The following is an 18,957-nucleotide window of genomic DNA, read 5'->3' as shown; positions in this document are numbered from 1 at the left end:
ATCACTCCTTTTATGTTATTTCTATCTAGGTTTGTTTAACGAGCTTGCGCTTTCCCTCTACCCAATCTCACGAATACGACGCTGAGCAGCATGATAACGAGAAGGAGTAAGTAGGACATTGCGGAAGAATATCCTGTATTCAAGAATGTATAGGCCTGTTTGTAGATGTGATAACTAATAACCTCCGTTGTCGTACCTGGCCCCCCCTTAGTCAAAACATAGATGAGATCATAGGTTTTGATGGCGGTAATGACGCGGAACAAGACGGCAACGATAATGGTTTCCTTCATCAAAGGCAATGTTACATTCCAGAAGGTTTGCAATCGACTAGCTCCATCGATCGTGGCTGCTTCATAGGGCTCTCCGGGTAAAGAAACCAATCCGGCAAGCAATAACAAAATCATGAACGGAACTTGGTGCCAAATATCGATGAGCACAACGGTCATCATGGCCAACTTCGCATCACCAAGCCATGCCTGACCCTCCAGCCCTACTACTCCAAGCAAATAGTTCACAATTCCCAAATCAGGGTGCAGTAGCAGCCTCCAAATAAGGCCAACGGCAACAGGGGTGATCAGCATCGGCACAATGATGATTGTAAAAAAGAGCTTTTTACCCCGTTTGATCCGATTGAGCATTAAAGCAACAGACAGTCCGAATACAAATTCCAGCGTAACTACGATTACCGTAAAAAGCCCCGTAGTCCAGCCCGACTTAATAAAGTAAGCATCTTTGAACGCTTTGATATAGTTATCCAGCCCGACAAAATCGCCGAAACCTCGTACTTTAAGAGATGACGAAGTAAAGCTCATGATGAACGAATAGACAAGTGGATAAAGGACCGTCACAGCGAGCACGAGCAAGGAAGGAACGATAAAGATCAGAAATTGCTTACGTTTTACCGATAACACTGTCCACCCACCACCTCCCCTTTATGAAATGATATATCCTGTGACTACTCGAATTCTTTGACTTCTTTCGCTATCGTATCCAGTGCATCCTGAGGAGACTTCCCACCGGATACAGCCTCCGACAATTCACGTCCCAGAATCTCAATCAATTGCGGCGCTTGTGGAATAATCGGAATCATTTTAGATTTCTCGATGATCTTCTGGACATTAACATAATGAGGGAATTGTCCTAGCACATCACTATCCGTCAAAACATCCTTACGTGTCGGAGACCCACCTAGAGATGCACGTTCTTTAGCTATCTCGAAGGATTCAACCCATTTCAAAAATTGCCAAGAAGCTTCTTTATCTTCAGCATTCTTAGGAATAGCCCATCCCCAGCCTCCGTTAAGTGAAGCACCTCCCGGAACTTCGGCTACATTAACCAAGCCAGCTACTTTGGACTCCTCTTTGTCCTGAAGCTTGTTTAGCATCCAGTTATAAGTAACGAAGGAAGCAGCATTACCTTGCGCAAAAACATTAAACGCTTCGTCGAAGCCGAAACCTGCTGCACCTTTTGGAGCCGCATTCTTCATGTTGTCGATGTATAGCTCTAACGCTTTGAGTGCATTTGCATCATTAATTCTCGGAGAACCATCCTCTTTGAAGAACTCTCCTCCGGAGCTATACAGATAGTTCAACCATTCAACACTGATCGGATCCGGACGTAGACCCATCATGACAGAGCCATACATGGTCGAGCCTTTTTCCTTAGTGATAAATTTGCTGATGTTGACGTACTCTTCAAGGGTTTCTGGAATTGTGAGCTCCCGTCCGAATTCCGCTTGGTACTTGCTTTTCAATTCAGGATCCATGAAGACGTCCGTGCGATAAATAAGAGACATTGCATAATTGTAGAAAGGAAGCATATATGTAGTGCCATCAACTTGACCAACCATGTTAAACAACGATTTCAAGTAAACGCTTGTATCAAATCTGTCACGCTCAATGAAGCTATCAAGCGGCTCCATCCAACCCGCGTCTGTAAATTCACCAACCCAGTAATTGTCTACGACGATGAGATCGTAGCTACTCGTTGCATTCAACAATTGCGGAACAAGCTTCTCGTGCATCGAAGCATAGTTGACGGCTTCGATGTTGATCTTAACTCCCGTTTCGGCAGTGTATTTGTCCACCACTTGCTTAACGAATTCGGTGTCTGGCACCGATTCCATTAAGATGTTCAGTTCTTTCTTTCCTTTACCACCCGACGCTGCGGAGCTTTCTGATGAATTGCTTTTGTTTCCGGAACTACATGCGGACAGAAGCGAAAGAGTAAGAATAATTGCCATCAGTACTAATCCATGTTTTCTCATCTGATAATCCCCTCCCTATTTGACAGAGCCCATTGTCATGCCGTTAACCAGGTATTTCTGAATAAACAATGATAAAACGACAACTGGAAGAATGATGATTACTGTCGCCGCGCATAATTGTGCAATCATGACACCCTGTTGGGTTTCCATGTTGGCAATCGCGACAGGAAGCGTACGCGCTCCAGTGCCCGTAAGCACCAAGGCGAACAAAAACTCGTTCCATGCCATCAGGAAGCTAAGAATACCAGCTGCCATTATTCCGGGTGCCGCTAAGGGTAAGACCACTTTTGTGAAAGCCTGCATTTTGGTGCAGCCATCGATTTCGCAGGCTTCGTCCAAGTCTTTCGGAATAGCCTCGAAGAACCCCATCAGCAGCCAGATCATGTATGGCAAACTAAAGGATAAATAGGTCGCGATCAGAGCAACCCATGAATCAAGCAAGTTCAGCTTCTTAATCATCATGAAAATCGGAATGACCATCACGATTGGAGGAAGCATCTGTGTTCCCAGAATTGCGATCCTTAGGAAGTTCCCACCCTTAACCCGTCTAGCGATCCAATAAGCCGCCATTGCCCCGAGAAAAACAGCAATGACCGTCGAAACCAGTGAAACGACCATACTGTTCATAAAGTACTTTCCGAACGGATTATCGGTAAAAATATCTCGATAATTATCTAACGTCGGCGTTATGAACCATTTCGGAGGAATCTGATAGGCGATCGCTTTGGTCGTAAACGAGGTACGGACAATCCATAAGATCGGCAGAAGAAAAATAAGTGCACATACGGTGAGCGCGATATAGGTTAGGCTATCTAGTAGCCTTTCGCTCCGTTTTGCGGTCATTTAACAGCTCCTCTCTCGCTAAAACTCAAGTTCCTCTAATGATGCGATAATTTTGGAAGCGTAAGGCACCATCTTTGCTCTCATCTCGTCGTCATCCGGGATTCCGATTCCAATGCTACCGGCTTCGTGAGCCATCTGAACATCCACATAGGAATCTCCGAGCATGAGTAGCCGACTCGTCGGAATTCCCATGATGTCAGACGCAAGATGTAGCATATCCGGACTCGGCTTCCCTTTCTTCACATGGACGGGCGTGATGATGAACGAAAGTGCATCGGCACGGTCATAAGCGTCAATTGAGATTTGTGTCCGCTCTGCATCGTCAGAGGTCGCAATTCCATAAGGAATGCCAGCCTCCCTCAGCCTGCGGAAAATATCGGGAAACCCGGGCTTCGGAAATAGTACCTTGCGTACATCGAATTCTTCATCCGAGCTTCGGAAAGCAGTATCCGAAAGATTACGACACAGCCCCCATTCATTTCCTGTAGCTTCATGTATCAACGAAGCAGTGATTGTGACTTCCTCATGTGGAGCTGCGATTGCGAAGATCCCTTTGGGATTGATGTCAACAACGCGACCTTCCTCCATGCGGACACCAAACAGCTCGCTCCATTTCTCTATCGGAAAACCTTTAATCCTTTTCAGATGGGAGATTCGGATCTCAGCTAACCCTTTCCAGAAGTGCATCGACTCAAAGAGTAGTCCATCTTTATCAAAAACAACGCCATCGATGTCGTATTCGTCCGAGCCTACCTTGATAATCGTCAACCCAATCCCGCCCCTCCAGTCACATCCATTGCCTCTCCGCTGATAAAATCAGCATCTGGGGAGGCAAGATATCCGACCGCTTTAGCCACATCATCCGCTGTGCAAAGTCTACCTAAAGGTGTGTTGCGAATGTACTCGTCCTTCACTTCCTCCGGCGTCATTCCCCGCAGCTCAGCTTCCCACTCCAACTCACGTTCCTGCATGCTGGTCTTTACATAACCAGGACATACGCAGTTTACGGTAATATTCAAAGCTGCCAGCTCCATCGCTGCGCTCTTCGTGAAGCCTATGACCGCCCATTTGGAAGCCGCGTAGTGAGCCAGCAATGGCACCCCGCGTTTACCAGCCATAGACGCAGTATTCACGATCTTGCCTTTCCCACCCTTCCGCATATGCGGAATGACCGCTTGAGTGCAGAAAAACATACCTTTGATATTAACGTCGAAGTTAAAGTCCCACTCCTTCTCTGTTAAGTTCTCTATCGTGTTCATCGTAGAAACACCAGCATTGTTGATCAAAATATCGATAGCGCCGAATTGCTCCACCACTTCGCCAAATACCTGAATAACTTCGTCTTTATTCGTTACGTCAAGCTTCTTCGCTAAATGTTCAGGCTTTTGCGGTGTCAGTTGCGTAACTGTAGTCGCAGCAGCCTCCACCCGCATGTCCGTCACAACGACTGTCGCTCCCAAAGATGCGAGCTTGTGAGCAATACTTTGACCGATTCCAGCACCGCCACCCGTTACAAGAGCAACTTGATTGTGCAAGGGTTGGTAAGTCATGATGTCATCTCTCCCTTAATATAAGTGTTGTATCGCTTCGAACGATGGCTTTAGCTGCCGGTACAAATCTCGATAAACCTGATACGATTTATCATAAACATCCGAGTTGGAAGGGATCGGCGAGAAATCCCGATAGTCTTGCAGGAAATCATGAATTTCAGACCAATCCGTGAACAGCCCTGCGGTCATCCCTGCTACGAACGCAACTCCGAGTGCAGAGCCTGGATGGGATGGAAACGAGCGAATGTCGCATTTCAGCACGTCTGAAGCGATCTGACACCAAAACTTACTCTTTGCCCCGCCATTAGTCGCATAAACCTTATTAGGACGATAGCCAAGAGATTCGAGCACTTCGACGTGGTGCCGGAAGCCGTAAATGACCGCCTCCAAAATCGCCCGAAAAATATGGCCTCGACCATGAGATAAGGTTAAGCCGAACATCACGCCTCTAGCTTCTGGATCAAAGATAGGAGTCTTCTCTCCTAGGAAGTACGGCAGAATGATTAACCCATCAGCTCCAGGCTTGACTTGTAGCGCCGCTTCGTCTAGCTCTTTGTAAATACTGTCGTCCGTCGCTTGTAACAAATCCTTGATGTACCACTTCACAAGTGAGCCACTAGCCGCCATGCAACCGTTTAAGAGGTATTTACCTGGAACAACATGGTAGTCAAAAAATAACTCAGGAGTCGTAACAAGTTCATTGGTGCAGTAAAGGATATCTCCTGCCCCTCCGAACTTAATTAACAAATCTCCCTCTTCCACGATTCCCGCCGCCAATGTTGACGCGACATGATCTGCAGCTCCAGCAATGACAGGTATGCCCTCAGGAAGACCCGTTAGTAATGAAACCGCTTTCGTTATGGTTCCGACGATATCTGTAGATAAGTGAACATCCGGAAACAGTTTAGGAGGAATATTGAACCCTTGCATCTGAGCTGTAAGCCATTCTCCACGGTGAATATCGTACAGACCACTCTCGGCAGCCCAATTTACTTCAATAGAGGTTTGCCCAGTCAACTTGTAGGTAATATAGTCGTAGGAACCCAGGATTGTCGCCGTCTTGTTCCAAACTTCAGGCTCATTTGCTCTTACCCATAGCAGTCTAGGCAGAACATGCTGCTGGTTAGTAAAGCCTCCAGTCAATCGATAGAGCTCATCCTGGTCTAGACGACTTCTCAGCCATTCAATCTCCTTGACTGAACGCGCATCATTTTGCTGAATCGATCGCCTCAATGGATTGCCTTCTTCGTCGAGCAGTACAATCGCAGGCACCATGCCACTGACACCTACCGCCTCAATACCTTCAATGGCTTGCGGAACTTCGTTGATCATTCTCCTGATGACAAGTAAGGTATTACTCCACCAATCCTCCGTACTTTCCTCCGCCCAACCAATTGATTCCGAATGAAGATCATGGGCAGAGCTTGTCTCGTAAACAATTCGTCCCTCACGAGAAATCAGAATGACTTTAACCGATGTCGTGCCGATGTCGATGCCAAGTGCGTAGCGACTCACAATCCACTCTCCTTAGTTACTCATGGAAGTTGTTGTTGAAAGCAAGCGAAGACATATTTATGTTAGGTTATCTCACTCAACTTTCGATTTGTGAATAAAATATACCATAATGTAACATTGCGGTCAATAAAAAACTTATAACGATCTAATTTCAATCACCGTACGATCTATTTGTGATCATTTTGCCATATCTACGTTTGTAAATTACATCAATATTTTCATAAAAAAACAAAAAAAGGACGGTTTTCACCGTCCTTCTAAGCTTTAGTTACCCAATCTCACTTCGCAAAAGCTATACAAGCGTCCATTTACCATGGAACGGAATGCTCTCGAACAGCGATTTATCCTCATCGTCATTCGTTATAATTTCGTCAATCTCTTCAAATTCACACACCTTCACGAGCGACGTTACGCCAATCTTCATTTTGTCGACCAAGGCGACCACATGCTTGGAGCGTTCGATGAACGCACGCTTGATCTCAGACTCCTCTAAATTGAAATCCGTCGGTCCATTATCCTTGGAAAGACCAGCAACACCCATAAAAAAACGGTCGAAGTGAAATTTCATGATCGTATCGCGTGTAATTGATCCTACGAGGGACATTTCTGTTTTACGTAGATTACCGCCCACGAGGTATAAGTTAATGTTACTTTGCGAGAGAATACTGGCCGCCTGAAAAGAAAACGTGAACACTGTTATGTTCTTTTTACGAAACAGCTCTTTGGCTAGCTCCGTAACCGTCGTTCCAATATCGAGCGCTATCACTTCTCCTTCGCATATCTGATCTGCCGCGTAAGCTGCAATTTTTTGCTTCAAGTCAGCATTCTGCTTCATTCTTTGATTAAACAACGGCTCGATTCCAAGACCAGGAAGGAAAGCCCACCCCCGCTTTCGAACAATTAACCCCTTTTGCTCCATCTCGACTAGGTCCCTCCGCACCGTCACCTCAGATATTTGCAAATGGGAAGCAAGCTGAAGAACTGACGAAGGCGACTGCGCATGGAGAAATTCCAAAATATCTTTCTCACGCTTATTATTCACTTTCGATCACCTCATGTTTTTCGATTATTTATGCACATAAAACGCAAATAATGATCACCTTTCGATCATTATCTATTGTAGACAATCGGGAGCTATTTGACAATCTATTCGGAAACCTTAGAGATAACCACCCTGCTTAGAATACGAAAAAAGAACGGACCGCGCATAAGCGCAGGGTCCGTCCTTCTTATTTATCGTGATGACTGACTAAGCTGTCTGTTATGTGGAAGAGCTTTGATGCTATTGAATTACTTCAGGTTGCTAAGGTTGTAGAACGCTGCTTTGCCGCCGTATTTCGCAGTAGAGCCTAAGCGATCTTCAATGCGAAGCAATTGGTTGTATTTCGCAACGCGATCCGTACGTGACGGTGCGCCCGTTTTAATTTGACCAGCGTTAGTCGCAACAGCGATGTCAGCGATTGTGCTATCTTCGGACTCACCAGAACGGTGAGAGATAACAGCTGTGTAGCCAGCACGTTTCGCCATTTCGATCGCATCGAAAGTTTCAGTAAGCGAACCGATTTGGTTAACTTTAACGAGGATGGAGTTACCCACGCCTTGTTGAATTCCGTCAGACAGACGCTCAGTGTTCGTAACGAACAGATCGTCACCAACGAGTTGTACTTTGCCGCCCAATTTCTCAGTAAGCAATTTCCAACCTGCCCAATCGTCTTCGGAACAACCGTCTTCGATAGAGATGATTGGGTATTTATCCACCCAGCTCGCAAGAAGATCAACGAACTCAGCAGAAGTAAAGGACTTACCTTCGCCTGAAAGGTGATACTTGCCGTCTTTGAAGAACTCAGTAGAAGCAACGTCCATACCCAAGAATACGTCAACGCCAGCTTTGTAGCCCGCTTTTTCGATCGCTTCCATGATTGTGGAAAGAGCTTCTTCGTTCGAACCAAGGTTCGGAGCAAAGCCGCCTTCGTCACCCACAGCAGTGTTAAGGCCTTTCGCTTTCAATACGCCTTTAAGTGCGTGGAAAATCTCAGTTCCCATACGAAGAGCTTCGGAGAACGTAGCTGCACCGATTGGAAGCACCATAAATTCTTGAACATCGATGTTATTGTCAGCATGCTCGCCGCCGTTAACAATGTTCATCATCGGTACTGGAAGAGTCTTAGCGTTGAAACCGCCAAGGTAAGTATACAAAGGTACATCAAGAGCTTCAGCAGCCGCACGTGCAACAGCCATCGATACAGCAAGGATCGCGTTAGCGCCTAGCTTAGCTTTGTTTGGAGTACCGTCTAATTCGATCATTTTTTGGTCGATTTCGACTTGATCAAGAGCGTCATAGCCAATGATTTCTGGAGCAATAATCATGTTAACATTTTCAACAGCTTTCAATACACCTTTACCAAGGTAACGGCCTTTGTCGCCATCGCGAAGCTCAACCGCTTCATAAGCACCAGTAGATGCACCGGATGGTACAATTGCACTACCTTGTGCACCGGATTCCAAATGAACTTCAACTTCAACCGTTGGATTACCACGGGAGTCAAGAACCTCGCGTGCATATACATCAGTAATCATTGTCATGAGTAACACTCCTTTAAATGGGTTAATGATTAATCGGGTTAGACAATTAAGGTTTTACCTGTCATTTGCTCTGGTTGTGGAAGCTGCATAAGAGCAAGAATCGTTGGTGCCACATCCGCTAGAATACCGCCTTCGCGAAGCGTATGTCCAGCTTGTGTCACGATACAAGGAACAGGGTTCGTCGTATGTGCCGTGAAAGGCCGTTCGTTGTCGTCAGTGACCATATCCGCGTTGCCGTGATCAGCAATAATCACACACACTCCGCCTTTAGCCGTAACTGCCTCAACAACTTTACCAAGACACTCATCCGTTGCTTCTACTGCTTTAATCGTCGGCGCTAGCATACCAGAATGACCTACCATATCCGCATTAGCGAAGTTAAGGATAATCGTATCATGGTTGTCCGCTTCGATCTCTTTAACAAGCGATTCCGTAACTTCATAAATACTCATCTCAGGCTGAAGATCATAGGTTGCAACCTTCGGTGAATTAATGAGAATACGAGTCTCGCCTTCCAGAACATGATCCCGCCCGCCGCTGAAGAAGAACGTAACGTGTGGATACTTCTCCGTTTCAGCAATTCTGAGCTGCTTCTTCCCGTGTTGCACGAGAACTTCACCTAAAGTGTTATCTAACTCCTTAGGCTTATACGCAACGAAACCTCCAACGGTTTCCGCAAAAAGCGTCATACAAACGAAATACAGGTTTTTCGGGAAATTAGCTCCACGGTCAAACCCACGGAAATCCTCGTTCGTGAACACGTTTGACAGCTGAATCGCGCGATCTGGACGGAAGTTGAAGAAAATAACAGCATCCTCGGACTCCACCAATCCAACCGGCTTTCCATCTGCTCCAACAATTACTGTTGGCATGACGAACTCATCGTATACGGATTTCTCATAAGATTCCTTAACCGCCACAATAGGATCAACAGCAGTTGGAGCATCGCCATACACCATAGCGCGGTAGGATTTCTCCGTCCGTTCCCAACGTTTGTCACGATCCATCGCGTAGTAACGACCTTGAACCGTCGCGACCTGGCCAATTCCGAGCTCTTCAATCTTGCCTTGCAATTCCGTCAAATAACCAACTGCACTGTCCGGAGATACATCGCGACCATCAAGGAAAGCATGGATATAAACCTGATCCAGCCCTTCTTTCTTAGCCAGCTCTAGTAAAGCGAACAAATGTGCAATATGGCTATGTACGCCACCATCAGACAACAAGCCATACAGATGAAGTTTCTTGTTATTTGCCTTCGCATGCTTAACCGCACCGAGTAACGTGGAGTTATCGTAAAAATCCTGATCGCGAATCGACTTGGAAATACGAGTTAAATCCTGATAAACGATACGACCCGCACCGATGTTAAGATGACCTACTTCGGAGTTACCCATTTGTCCTTCTGGCAATCCAACCGCTTCCCCACATGCTGTTAGAGTCGTATGGGGATAAGTGCTCCAGAATTTATCAAAATTAGGTTTATTAGCTTGAGCAACGGCATTACCGTGAGTGCTTTCGCGGAGGCCGAAGCCATCGAGAATAATGAGCGCAACCGGTTTTGGAACTGCCATCTTACTTCGCCCCTTCGACTAGTGCCACGAATGAAGCTGGCTCAAGGCTAGCGCCACCAACCAAAGCGCCATCGATATCGGATTGGCCCATGTACTCGGCTACCGTGTTCGGCTTAACGCTTCCGCCGTATTGAATACGAACCTTGTCAGCAACTTCAGCACCGAATTGAGCTGCAACAACACCACGGATGTAGCTAGTTACTTCGTTAGCATCTTCGGAAGTCGAGGATTTGCCTGTTCCGATCGCCCAGATTGGCTCGTATGCGATAACTGTTTCCGCAACTTGCTCAGCAGTTAATCCTGCTAGGCCGCCTTCTGTTTGAACGCGAACAACTTCTTTCGTCTGTTCAGCTTCACGCTCTTCGAGCTTCTCGCCTACGCAGATGATCGGAGTAAGACCATGACGGAAAGCAGCATGAGCTTTCTTGTTCACGATTTCGTCTGATTCACCAAAATATTGACGGCGCTCCGAGTGACCAATAATAACGTAGTGAACGCCAAGATCCTTCAGCATAACTCCGCTAATTTCGCCTGTGAAAGCACCATTATCTTCGAAGTGAAGGTTTTGTGCACCGACTTTGATCGTCGTGCCTTTAACCGCTTCTACCAACGCCGGAAGCGCCGTGAACGGAGCGCAGATAACGCTCTCTACACCAGCAACCTCTGCTTTGCCTTTAACGTCAGCAACGAAAGCCGTAGCTTCGCCTGCTGTTTTGAACATTTTCCAGTTACCTGCAATGATTGGTGTTCTGCTCATTAGGTTCACCTCTATTTATCGTTAAGTGCTACAACACCTGGAAGGACTTTACCTTCCATGAACTCAAGTGACGCGCCGCCGCCTGTGGAAATATGGTTCATCTTGTCCGCTAACTTAAACTTCTCAGTTGCAGCAGCAGAATCTCCACCACCGATGATGGTGTAAGCATCTGTCGTTGCGCAAGCTTGAGCAACCTCACGAGTACCATGGGAGAATGGCTCGATTTCGAATACGCCCATTGGTCCGTTCCAAACAACTAGCTTAGAGTTCTTGATAACCTCAGCATAGATTTCACGAGTTTTCGGTCCGATATCCACGCCTTCCCAACCTGCAGGAATATGGTCGATATCTACGATATCCTTATTCGCATCTGCTTTGAAATCATCCGCAACAACGATATCGATTGGAAGATAGAGGTTTTTACCTAACTTCTTCGCTTTCTCGACGAATTCCTTAGTCAGCTCAAGCTTGGAATCATCACAAAGGGACAGACCAATTTCTTTGCCCTGTGCTTTGAAGAAGGTATAGGAAATTCCACCGCCGATAATGATATTGTCCGCGATCTCGATCATCTTGTTGATAACATCAATCTTATCTTTAACTTTCGATCCGCCTACGATAGCTGTGAAAGGACGCTCCGGATTGTTCAGCGCCTTGCCGAGTACGTCCAGCTCTTTCTCCATCAGCAAGCCCGATACAGCAGGAATGTGATGAGCGATACCTTCTGTCGACGCATGTGCACGGTGAGCCGCGCCGAAAGCGTCGTTCACGTACAAATCCGCCAATGCGGCCAAAGCCTTGGCCAATTCGGAATCATTGCTTTCTTCACCTGGGTGGAACCGCACGTTCTCAAGCAATAGAACATCGCCGTCTTTCAGCGTTTCTACTTGTGCTTGCACGCTTGCACCAACAACTTCGTCTGCTTTAATGATCGTTTTACCTAGAAACTCGGATAAACGAGTAGCAACAGGCGTTAAACGTAATTCTTCCACAACTGCGCCCTTAGGACGACCCAAGTGGCTAGCGAGGATAACTTTCGCACCCTTTTCGATCAAGTATTTGATCGTCGGTAACGTCTCACGGATACGCGTGTCGTCCGTAATAGCACCATTTTCTAAAGGTACATTGAAATCAACACGAACAAATACCTTTTTCCCTGCAACATCGACGTCTCTTACGCTTTTTTTGTTCAAGAGTCAAACCTCCTCGAGTGGGGTGTAAATCTCCGGGAACAAAGCTAGGCTCCAATGAAGGGAGCCCACCTAGTTTCCGTACTTCGTATATTCTAACTCCCCAAGAAGCGCAGTCATTGCGCAGGGGAGTCACTCTCTACCTACGACTCCCAGAGAAGCGCAGTCATGCGCAGGGGAGTCACTCTCTACCTACAACTCCCAGAGAAGCGCAGTCATGCGCGGGGGAGTCATTCCCTACCTGCAACTCCCAGAGAAGCGCAGTCATGCGCAGGGGAGTCACTCTCTACCTGCAACTCCCAGAGAAGCGCAGTCATGCGCAGGGGAGTCACTCTCTACCTACAACTCCCAGAGAAGCGCAGTCATGCGCGGGGGGAGTCATTCCCTATCTGCAACTCCCCAAGAAGCGCAGTCATGCGCGGGGGAGTCACTCTCTACCAACAGACCCGCAGCGCAGAAAGCGCGTAACGGAGTCACCCAGCCTGCTCATAAGTAAAGCGTAGTCCCGGGTTTGCGCAGCAAATCCGGGACGTAGCGATCATAGCACACTGTATCTCCCCACCGTCATCGAAAACTCCTTCGACAACGACGGGTGTCCAGAGGGCAGAGCCCTTGGAATACCCCTTTTTGAAAAGGGGGACTTAGGGGGATTAGATATCCTTACAGGCCTTTGCTAGCAACATAAACAGCTAAGTCAACAACGCGGTTGGAATAGCCCCACTCGTTGTCGTACCAAGAAAGAACTTTAACCATGTTGCCTTCAACAACCATTGTGTTCAATGCATCGATTGTGGAAGAAGCAGGATCGCCATTGTAGTCGCTGGAAACAAGCGGCTCTTCGGAGTAGTTCAAGATGCCTTTCAACGGACCTTCAGAAGCAGCTTTCAAAGCAGCGTTAACTTCTTCAACAGTTACGTTAACTTTCAATTCAGCAACGAGATCTGTTACGGATACGTTAGGTGTAGGAACACGCATGGACATACCGTTCAATTTGCCTTTCAACTCAGGCAATACAAGTGCAACTGCTTTAGCAGCACCTGTGGATGAAGGAATGATGTTCTCAGCCGCAGCACGTGCGCGACGAAGGTCTTTATGTGGAAGATCAAGAACGCTTTGATCGTTAGTGTAGGAATGAATTGTGTTCATCATGCCTTTAACGATTCCGAACTGATCGTTCAATACTTTAGCGAATGGAGCTAAGCAGTTCGTTGTGCAAGAAGCGTTGGAGATGATTGTATGAGCAGCTGGATCGTATTTGTCATGGTTAACGCCCATAACGATTGTGATATCTTCGTTAGTAGCTGGTGCGGAGATGATAACTTTCTTCGCGCCGCCTTTCAAGTGAAGCTCAGCTTTGTCCTTCGCAGTAAAGATACCAGTAGATTCAACAACAATCTCAGCACCAACGGAAGACCAAGGCAAGTTACCAGGATCACGTTCAGCGAATACTTTAACTGTTCTGCCGTTTACGATAAGTGCGCCTTCGCCCACTTCAACCTTAGCATCCAATTTACCGTGAGTTGTGTCATATTTCAAAAGGTGCGCAAGAGTACTAACATCTGTAAGGTCGTTGATTGCAACGATCTCTACGTTCGGGTTATTCAGGGATGCGCGGAATACGTTACGTCCAATACGTCCAAATCCGTTAATACCAACTTTTACTACTGCCATGATTGGTTCCTCCTTGGAATAATAAAGATTTGTTTTGATCTATATATCAAGGCGCCTGTAGCGCCGAGACCACTATAAGTAGGATTACCCTTTTCTCACACTTGAAACTCCATCATTTGGATTAAACATGCCGTAGAGCTTCAATAGCCGCCGCTTCGTCTGTAACAAGGATGTCATCATGACCAAATCTCATTACCGATGCGATTGCCTCGCCCTTACTACGTCCACCCGCGATGCCAATGACCATTCCTGCGGCTTCGATATCTTCCAAGCGTAATCCCGCCGTCGCCATCCGATGCACGACTTTGCCATTACGGTCGAAGTAATAACCGAATGCTTCAGCCAGTGCTCCGTCCTTGACCAATTCCGCCTTTGTCTCATCTACGAGCTTCCGACGTCTAGCCATTGTTTCGGCATCCCCAATCCCATGAACAACGATACGTGCACTACGTATCATATCCACTACTTCACGAACATTGGGCTCCTGCATAATCGTCTGATAAGCTTCCTCGCTTAGATGATCAGGTACGTGAAGCATACGATACCGAGCTCCCGTTCGTTTAGCCAACTCTGAGGCAATCGTGTTCGCCTGGTAATCTACGCTCTCTCCCAAACCACCTCGTGCAGGCACGAACCAGTTGTCCTTCAATTGTGAAGGTATGGCGAACTGTGCCGCCATTCGAGCCATTGTAGATCCACCCATGACCGCAACGACATCACCAGGGGAAAGGATATCCCGCAGCACCCGACTTCCCGCTCTACCAAGCTCCATTTTGAAATGATCTGAGGTATCTGAGTCGCCTGGTACGATAATGACCCGCTTCAACCCGAATGCGCTACGAACCGTTTCTTCCAGATCCGATAAGCCGAACATTTCCTTGACGATCGGCTCCATCTCTTCCACAAGCTGTCGGCCACTCTCACTAAGCGTCATTCCTGCCGCTGCTGTGTCCAATAAGCCTTGCGCCCTCAATACTTCCAATTCGGAACGAAGCACGCGCTCAGTCATATTCAGATTCGTTGCAAGCGTACGACGTCCAATGGTTCCGGATAAGTACAACCAGCGCAATATGTCGTATCTTTTCTCCATCACCACTAACAGATCAGGAAGCAGCTTCTTCTGAATGTCTACAATTTTTCGCATTCTTTCGCGCATCCTCCTGAGACCAAATGGTCATTGTCAGCAATGACGAGAACGAGATAGGTGGACATTAATTGTCCCGCCATATCACTTTGAGTCCCACTTCTATTTTATCGAAAATCCCCCATAGTTGCAATACTTCCGAGTCACGAAAATAACAAATTTAAAACCGTATATTCACTTGCTTTTTGTTCTCAAATCCCATATAATAACCCTTGCTGTCATAACGAGCGCCCGTGGTCCAACGGATATGACGCAGCCCTCCGAAGGCTGAGATTGAGGTTCGATTCCTCACGGGCGCGCCAACTCTATTTACCAATCAGTAGCATACAGCACAACCGACCGTTCCATACGGTCGGTTTTTTTGTTTCTTCTCCCCTCCTACCCTTTCAGCAGTACAAATCCATTTTATTATTCAGGAAGTATATAGAGGAAAGGGGGTACCCCCTTTCGGCATATACGGATACCAGAATAACCAGAAATGTGTCTTTGACGCCGCTTTGACTTTCTTTGACTTTTACCCGCGAATTCGCTATGATAAAAAAACCAAATCATGAGGAGGGACGTCAAACATGAGTTTTGTACCTATGGTTGTCGAGCAAACTAACAGAGGCGAACGTGCCTACGACATTTATTCCCGTTTACTCAAGGATCGTATCGTTTTTCTAGGTACACAGGTTAATGATGTAGTTGCTAACTCCATCATCGCCCAATTGCTGTTCCTGGCAGCCGAAGATCCGGAAAAAGACATCCACCTATACATTAACAGCCCCGGCGGCTCCATCACATCCGGTATGGCCATTTACGATACGATGCAGTTCATTAAACCCGATGTTTCCACTATCTGCGTGGGCATGGCTGCATCAATGGGAGCGTTCCTGCTCGCGGCAGGAGCCAAAGGCAAACGATTTGCCCTTCCGAACAGCGAAGTCATGATTCACCAACCACTTGGTGGAGCAGAAGGTCAAGCTAGTGATATTGAAATTCGGGCTCGACGTATCCTGAAGCTACGGGATAAGTTAAATGGTATTCTATCTGAACGCACAGGTCAGCCCCTTGAGCGTATCGAGAAGGATACAGACCGTGATAACTTCATGGAAGCTGAAGTTGCTCGGGAATATGGACTAATCGATAAGGTTATCGATAAAGTCGTTTAATTAAAGCTTTATCAAACAAAAACGCGTATCGCCGTCATCCGACGACAATACGCGTTTTTTTTCACTTCCTCAAACCTAGTATGCTAAATATCACACACCCAAAAATATGTCAATACAAATTCAAATCTTTGAATGCCCTCTCTGCTAGTCGGACAATCCATGATATGCTGTCTTATGTGGTAATACCATTTAGCTCCAATTATAGACATTTCTTAGGAACTGTGGAAGAGAGGGATCCCCGTGCCTGAACGGTCCTATCCGTACCTTGTTACCAATTCAACCGAAGACCATACACCTTTAAGGAACATCAATGAAAGCCACATAGACATGGTGGCCAGTCGTCGGCTTAGCGATAAAGCATCACTGCTTCGTCCGCTGAAAGATGAACACCTACTAGAAGTGTATAGGGAAGCTAAGAAGATGAACTTATCTAACGAATTCATTGAGTTGCTAGAAGAAGCACTCTCTATTCGCCAGCTAAGCTCTTACAAAGAAGCATAGACGCCCACAGAGCTGAACCCTAAACCCGCCTCCTTATGGATGGCGGGTTATTTATTATCCACAAAAGCTTGGAACACTGTCCCGCAATCTATATCAAGCCCCAAAAAATAAAGCCTCAACAACCACCATAAGGGTTGCTAAGGCTTCACCATTCGATTTGTGAGCGTCGCTCGCCCTATTCTTGGTGGCGACTTGAACACTGCTTCGTTTAACCACACAAGCTATTGCATTTCATACTGAACGGTTACCTGTGTACTAATCTCGATTTGTCCGGATTGTACGGAAGAGGAAGCCGCGCTTTCAGGAGTGGCCATCAATTTCATCTGCGCAGAATCATTTGCATAGTAGTTGATAGGGATACTCGATCCACCACCTTGCACGATATTAACTACACCCTTCAACTGACGTTTAGCTGACGTCGCAAGCACACCCGCCCTAGCAGCAGCATTGTCCATCGCCTTCTTCAACGCATCCAGCTCATATTGGTCCTTCTTCTCGGTAGAGAATTGCACACCATCCAGACGGTTAGCTCCCGCTGCGGTTAATGCATCAAACAGCTTGCCGATTTCCGGCAGCTTCCGGTAAGTAATCTGAATAGAATGAACAGCCACATATCCCTTCAGCACCCGACCATCCTTCTCTGTGTAGTTATACTCGGGTTGTACATCGAAACTTGTTGTTTTTACATCTTTCTTATCGATCGCAAATTTCTCGTACAACGTCTTCTCTACTACAGCAAATTTCGTAGCATTCGCTTGTTGAGCATCTGCAGCTTTCGAGCCACGTGTTTCAACTGCCAGATTCAAATACGCGACATCCGGTTCTACCATAATCGATCCTGTGGCTCCAACCGTTACCGTGTAAGCAGATGTTGTCGTAGCCGGTAACGATTCAGCTGACACCACCTCGTTGCCCCCTCTCCCAATACCACCCCATCCAATTACAACTACAGCCATAGTCACCATCAACACTTTCAGCGTGCGTTGCTTCATCAACCTTACCCCTTTCGATTGTTTGATCTTATAACGCATAAGATCACCCAAATGTTTCAACAATTTCATGTAGAGTAGAGAACTGGAATTTCATTGGAGAGTGAACCCTCTTTCCTATCGCTAATCAATACTTTCGCTTCGACACTTCCCTCTCCGCCATCTCTTCCGTAAATACGCTTTCCGGTGTCACGATGCGTTTCGGCAGAGTTCGGCCGGCCATCAATTCTTTAACCGCTTGCATGAGGTTCGGGCCTAACAGCGGATTACATTCGACTACGCAGTTGATTTTACCTTCCGCCATCATCTCGAAAGCTTTGCGGGTTCCGTCTACGGAAATGATAATGATATCCTTGCCGGGCGTAAGCCCGTATTCCTCGATAGCCTCGACCGCTCCTAGCGCCATGTCATCGTTATGGGCGAATAACACGCGAATGTCGCGTCCTTTTTCGTTCAAGAACGATTTCATGACTTCCTTTCCTTCTTTTTGCGTAAAGTTCGCATATTCGCTTTTTAATATTTTGAAATCTTCCCGCTTGGCCATAATTTCACGAAAGCCTTTGCCTCGTTCAATAGACGGCGACGATCCTTCCGTACCTTTGAGTTCGACTATGCCGATAGAGCCAACCTCGTCACGCATTTTATCCAATAAATATTTACCGGCTTTTCGCCCTTCCTCCGTGAAATCCGAGCCTATAAAGGTCACGTATAGAGACGAATCGTCAACGTCTACCGAACGATCCGACAGAATCAAGGGAATACCCGCCTGCTTCACTTCTTTCATAATCGGCTCCCACCCCGATTGGACAACGGGAGACATTGCAATGACGTCGACTTTCTGCTCGATGAACCTGCGGATCGCTTCGATCTGCTTCTCTTGAGATTGTTCCGCGTTATCGAGCACAAGCTTAATCCCCGCCTCCGCAGCCGATTCTTGGATCGACTGCGTATTCGCCAGCCGCCAATCGCTTTCGGAACCGAGTTGGGAAAATCCAAGAGTAATATCCTGCTGGGAAGAGATTGGGATCTCTCCCATATTGTCTTGAGCTTTGTCATCGCTCTCCGTTTGCGCGGGTGGCTGGGAGGTCGCCGATGAGGTCGAGCCATTGCAACCTGAGAAGAGTAGAAGAACAATGACAGCCATGATTCCCTGAAAGCTTTTATACCTGTTTGTCACAATGCCGGCCCCCAGTACGCTTGTCTAGACAAGCCTTTACGTG

The 18,957-nt window shown here is 46.9% G+C and carries 17 protein-coding genes and 1 tRNA gene; 3 read left to right on the top strand and 15 right to left on the bottom strand.

The window, feature by feature from the left end:
* Positions 1 to 35: 35 nt before the first annotated feature.
* The 13 genes from M1K58_RS08535 to M1K58_RS08475 all read right to left on the bottom strand — a co-directional run bounded on the left by M1K58_RS08535 (position 36) and on the right by M1K58_RS08475 (position 15,093).
* Positions 36 to 911 carry a carbohydrate ABC transporter permease gene (locus tag M1K58_RS08535; RefSeq protein WP_256758339.1) on the bottom strand — a complete coding sequence of 292 codons (876 nt, stop codon included), beginning with the start codon at positions 909 to 911 and terminating at the stop codon, positions 36 to 38.
* Between the two features lie 44 nt (positions 912 to 955).
* Complete coding sequence (locus M1K58_RS08530) at positions 956 to 2,266, bottom strand: ABC transporter substrate-binding protein (protein WP_256758338.1); 1,311 nt, start codon at positions 2,264 to 2,266, stop codon at positions 956 to 958.
* Positions 2,267 to 2,281: 15 nt separating this feature from the next.
* Positions 2,282 to 3,109 (bottom strand): carbohydrate ABC transporter permease, encoded by an 828-nt coding sequence (locus tag M1K58_RS08525; RefSeq protein ID WP_256758337.1) that lies wholly within the window; start codon positions 3,107 to 3,109, stop codon positions 2,282 to 2,284.
* 18 nt (positions 3,110 to 3,127) lie between these two features.
* The gene (locus tag M1K58_RS08520; RefSeq protein ID WP_256758335.1) at positions 3,128 to 3,877 is read right to left on the bottom strand and encodes an HAD family hydrolase; all 750 of its coding nucleotides are present in this window, start codon (positions 3,875 to 3,877) and stop codon (positions 3,128 to 3,130) included.
* Positions 3,874 to 4,659 (bottom strand): SDR family NAD(P)-dependent oxidoreductase, encoded by a 786-nt coding sequence (locus M1K58_RS08515; protein ID WP_256758334.1) that lies wholly within the window; start codon positions 4,657 to 4,659, stop codon positions 3,874 to 3,876. The genes M1K58_RS08520 and M1K58_RS08515 overlap by 4 nt, the downstream gene beginning before the upstream one ends.
* A 15-nt stretch (positions 4,660 to 4,674) precedes the next feature.
* Entirely contained in the window at positions 4,675 to 6,174 is a 1,500-nt protein-coding gene (locus M1K58_RS29635) for an FGGY-family carbohydrate kinase (RefSeq protein WP_256758333.1), read from the bottom strand.
* A 292-nt stretch (positions 6,175 to 6,466) separates the two neighbouring features.
* Entirely contained in the window at positions 6,467 to 7,216 is a 750-nt protein-coding gene (locus M1K58_RS08505) for a DeoR/GlpR family DNA-binding transcription regulator (RefSeq protein ID WP_256758331.1), read from the bottom strand.
* Between the two features lie 248 nt (positions 7,217 to 7,464).
* Positions 7,465 to 8,757 carry a phosphopyruvate hydratase gene (gene eno, locus M1K58_RS08500; protein WP_256758329.1) on the bottom strand — a complete coding sequence of 431 codons (1,293 nt, stop codon included), beginning with the start codon at positions 8,755 to 8,757 and terminating at the stop codon, positions 7,465 to 7,467.
* A gap of 38 nt (positions 8,758 to 8,795) precedes the next feature.
* Positions 8,796 to 10,331 (bottom strand): 2,3-bisphosphoglycerate-independent phosphoglycerate mutase, encoded by a 1,536-nt coding sequence (gene gpmI, locus M1K58_RS08495; protein ID WP_256758327.1) that lies wholly within the window; start codon positions 10,329 to 10,331, stop codon positions 8,796 to 8,798.
* A 1-nt stretch (position 10,332) separates the two neighbouring features.
* Positions 10,333 to 11,088, bottom strand: coding sequence for a triose-phosphate isomerase (gene tpiA / locus M1K58_RS08490; RefSeq protein WP_256758326.1), 756 nt, complete (start codon positions 11,086 to 11,088; stop codon positions 10,333 to 10,335).
* 11 nt (positions 11,089 to 11,099) lie between these two features.
* On the bottom strand, positions 11,100 to 12,281 hold the full coding sequence (locus M1K58_RS08485; RefSeq protein ID WP_256758325.1) for a phosphoglycerate kinase: 1,182 nt from the start codon (positions 12,279 to 12,281) through the stop codon (positions 11,100 to 11,102).
* 657 nt (positions 12,282 to 12,938) lie between these two features.
* Positions 12,939 to 13,949 carry a type I glyceraldehyde-3-phosphate dehydrogenase gene (gene gap / locus M1K58_RS08480; RefSeq protein WP_256758324.1) on the bottom strand — a complete coding sequence of 337 codons (1,011 nt, stop codon included), beginning with the start codon at positions 13,947 to 13,949 and terminating at the stop codon, positions 12,939 to 12,941.
* Positions 13,950 to 14,070: 121 nt separating this feature from the next.
* Positions 14,071 to 15,093 carry a sugar-binding transcriptional regulator gene (locus M1K58_RS08475; protein WP_256758323.1) on the bottom strand — a complete coding sequence of 341 codons (1,023 nt, stop codon included), beginning with the start codon at positions 15,091 to 15,093 and terminating at the stop codon, positions 14,071 to 14,073.
* 227 nt (positions 15,094 to 15,320) lie between these two features.
* Between M1K58_RS08475 and M1K58_RS08470 the strand changes: the two genes are divergently transcribed.
* From M1K58_RS08470 to sda, 3 genes are all read left to right on the top strand, one after another.
* A tRNA-Arg gene (locus M1K58_RS08470) sits at positions 15,321 to 15,395 on the top strand.
* A 267-nt stretch (positions 15,396 to 15,662) separates the two neighbouring features.
* On the top strand, positions 15,663 to 16,247 hold the full coding sequence (gene clpP / locus M1K58_RS08465; protein ID WP_239616443.1) for an ATP-dependent Clp endopeptidase proteolytic subunit ClpP: 585 nt from the start codon (positions 15,663 to 15,665) through the stop codon (positions 16,245 to 16,247).
* 240 nt (positions 16,248 to 16,487) lie between these two features.
* Positions 16,488 to 16,748 (top strand): sporulation histidine kinase inhibitor Sda, encoded by a 261-nt coding sequence (sda, locus tag M1K58_RS08460; RefSeq protein ID WP_256758322.1) that lies wholly within the window; start codon positions 16,488 to 16,490, stop codon positions 16,746 to 16,748.
* A gap of 221 nt (positions 16,749 to 16,969) precedes the next feature.
* Here the strand turns inward: sda and M1K58_RS08455 are convergent, their stop codons facing one another.
* Together M1K58_RS08455 and M1K58_RS08450 are read right to left on the bottom strand one after the other, a co-directional pair.
* Positions 16,970 to 17,740, bottom strand: a complete 771-nt coding sequence (locus tag M1K58_RS08455; RefSeq protein WP_256758321.1) for an SIMPL domain-containing protein — start codon at positions 17,738 to 17,740, stop codon at positions 16,970 to 16,972.
* A gap of 124 nt (positions 17,741 to 17,864) precedes the next feature.
* Positions 17,865 to 18,914, bottom strand: coding sequence for an ABC transporter substrate-binding protein (locus M1K58_RS08450; RefSeq protein WP_256758320.1), 1,050 nt, complete (start codon positions 18,912 to 18,914; stop codon positions 17,865 to 17,867).
* Positions 18,915 to 18,957: the final 43 nt, after the last annotated feature.

The organism is Cohnella sp. WQ 127256 (assembly GCF_024519285.1).
Taxonomy (GTDB): domain Bacteria; phylum Bacillota; class Bacilli; order Paenibacillales; family Paenibacillaceae; genus Cohnella.
The sequence above is the reverse complement of the archived record's forward strand: the minus strand, read 5'-3'. Positions and strand labels throughout refer to the sequence as shown.

Bases quoted from the DNA above. Each gene is read 5' to 3' on its own strand.
- M1K58_RS08530 (WP_256758338.1), bottom strand. From the start codon at position 2,266: ATGAGAAAACATGGATTAGTACTGATGGCAATTATTCTTACTCTTTCG.
- M1K58_RS08525 (WP_256758337.1), bottom strand. From the start codon at position 3,109: ATGACCGCAAAACGGAGCGAAAGGCTACTAGATAGCCTAACCTATATC.
- M1K58_RS08515 (WP_256758334.1), bottom strand. From the start codon at position 4,659: ATGACTTACCAACCCTTGCACAATCAAGTTGCTCTTGTAACGGGTGGC.
- eno (WP_256758329.1), bottom strand. From the start codon at position 8,757: ATGACAATGATTACTGATGTATATGCACGCGAGGTTCTTGACTCCCGT.
- gpmI (WP_256758327.1), bottom strand. From the start codon at position 10,331: ATGGCAGTTCCAAAACCGGTTGCGCTCATTATTCTCGATGGCTTCGGC.
- tpiA (WP_256758326.1), bottom strand. From the start codon at position 11,088: ATGAGCAGAACACCAATCATTGCAGGTAACTGGAAAATGTTCAAAACA.
- gap (WP_256758324.1), bottom strand. From the start codon at position 13,949: ATGGCAGTAGTAAAAGTTGGTATTAACGGATTTGGACGTATTGGACGT.
- M1K58_RS08475 (WP_256758323.1), bottom strand. From the start codon at position 15,093: ATGCGAAAAATTGTAGACATTCAGAAGAAGCTGCTTCCTGATCTGTTA.
- clpP (WP_239616443.1), top strand. From the start codon at position 15,663: ATGAGTTTTGTACCTATGGTTGTCGAGCAAACTAACAGAGGCGAACGT.
- M1K58_RS08455 (WP_256758321.1), bottom strand. From the start codon at position 17,740: ATGAAGCAACGCACGCTGAAAGTGTTGATGGTGACTATGGCTGTAGTT.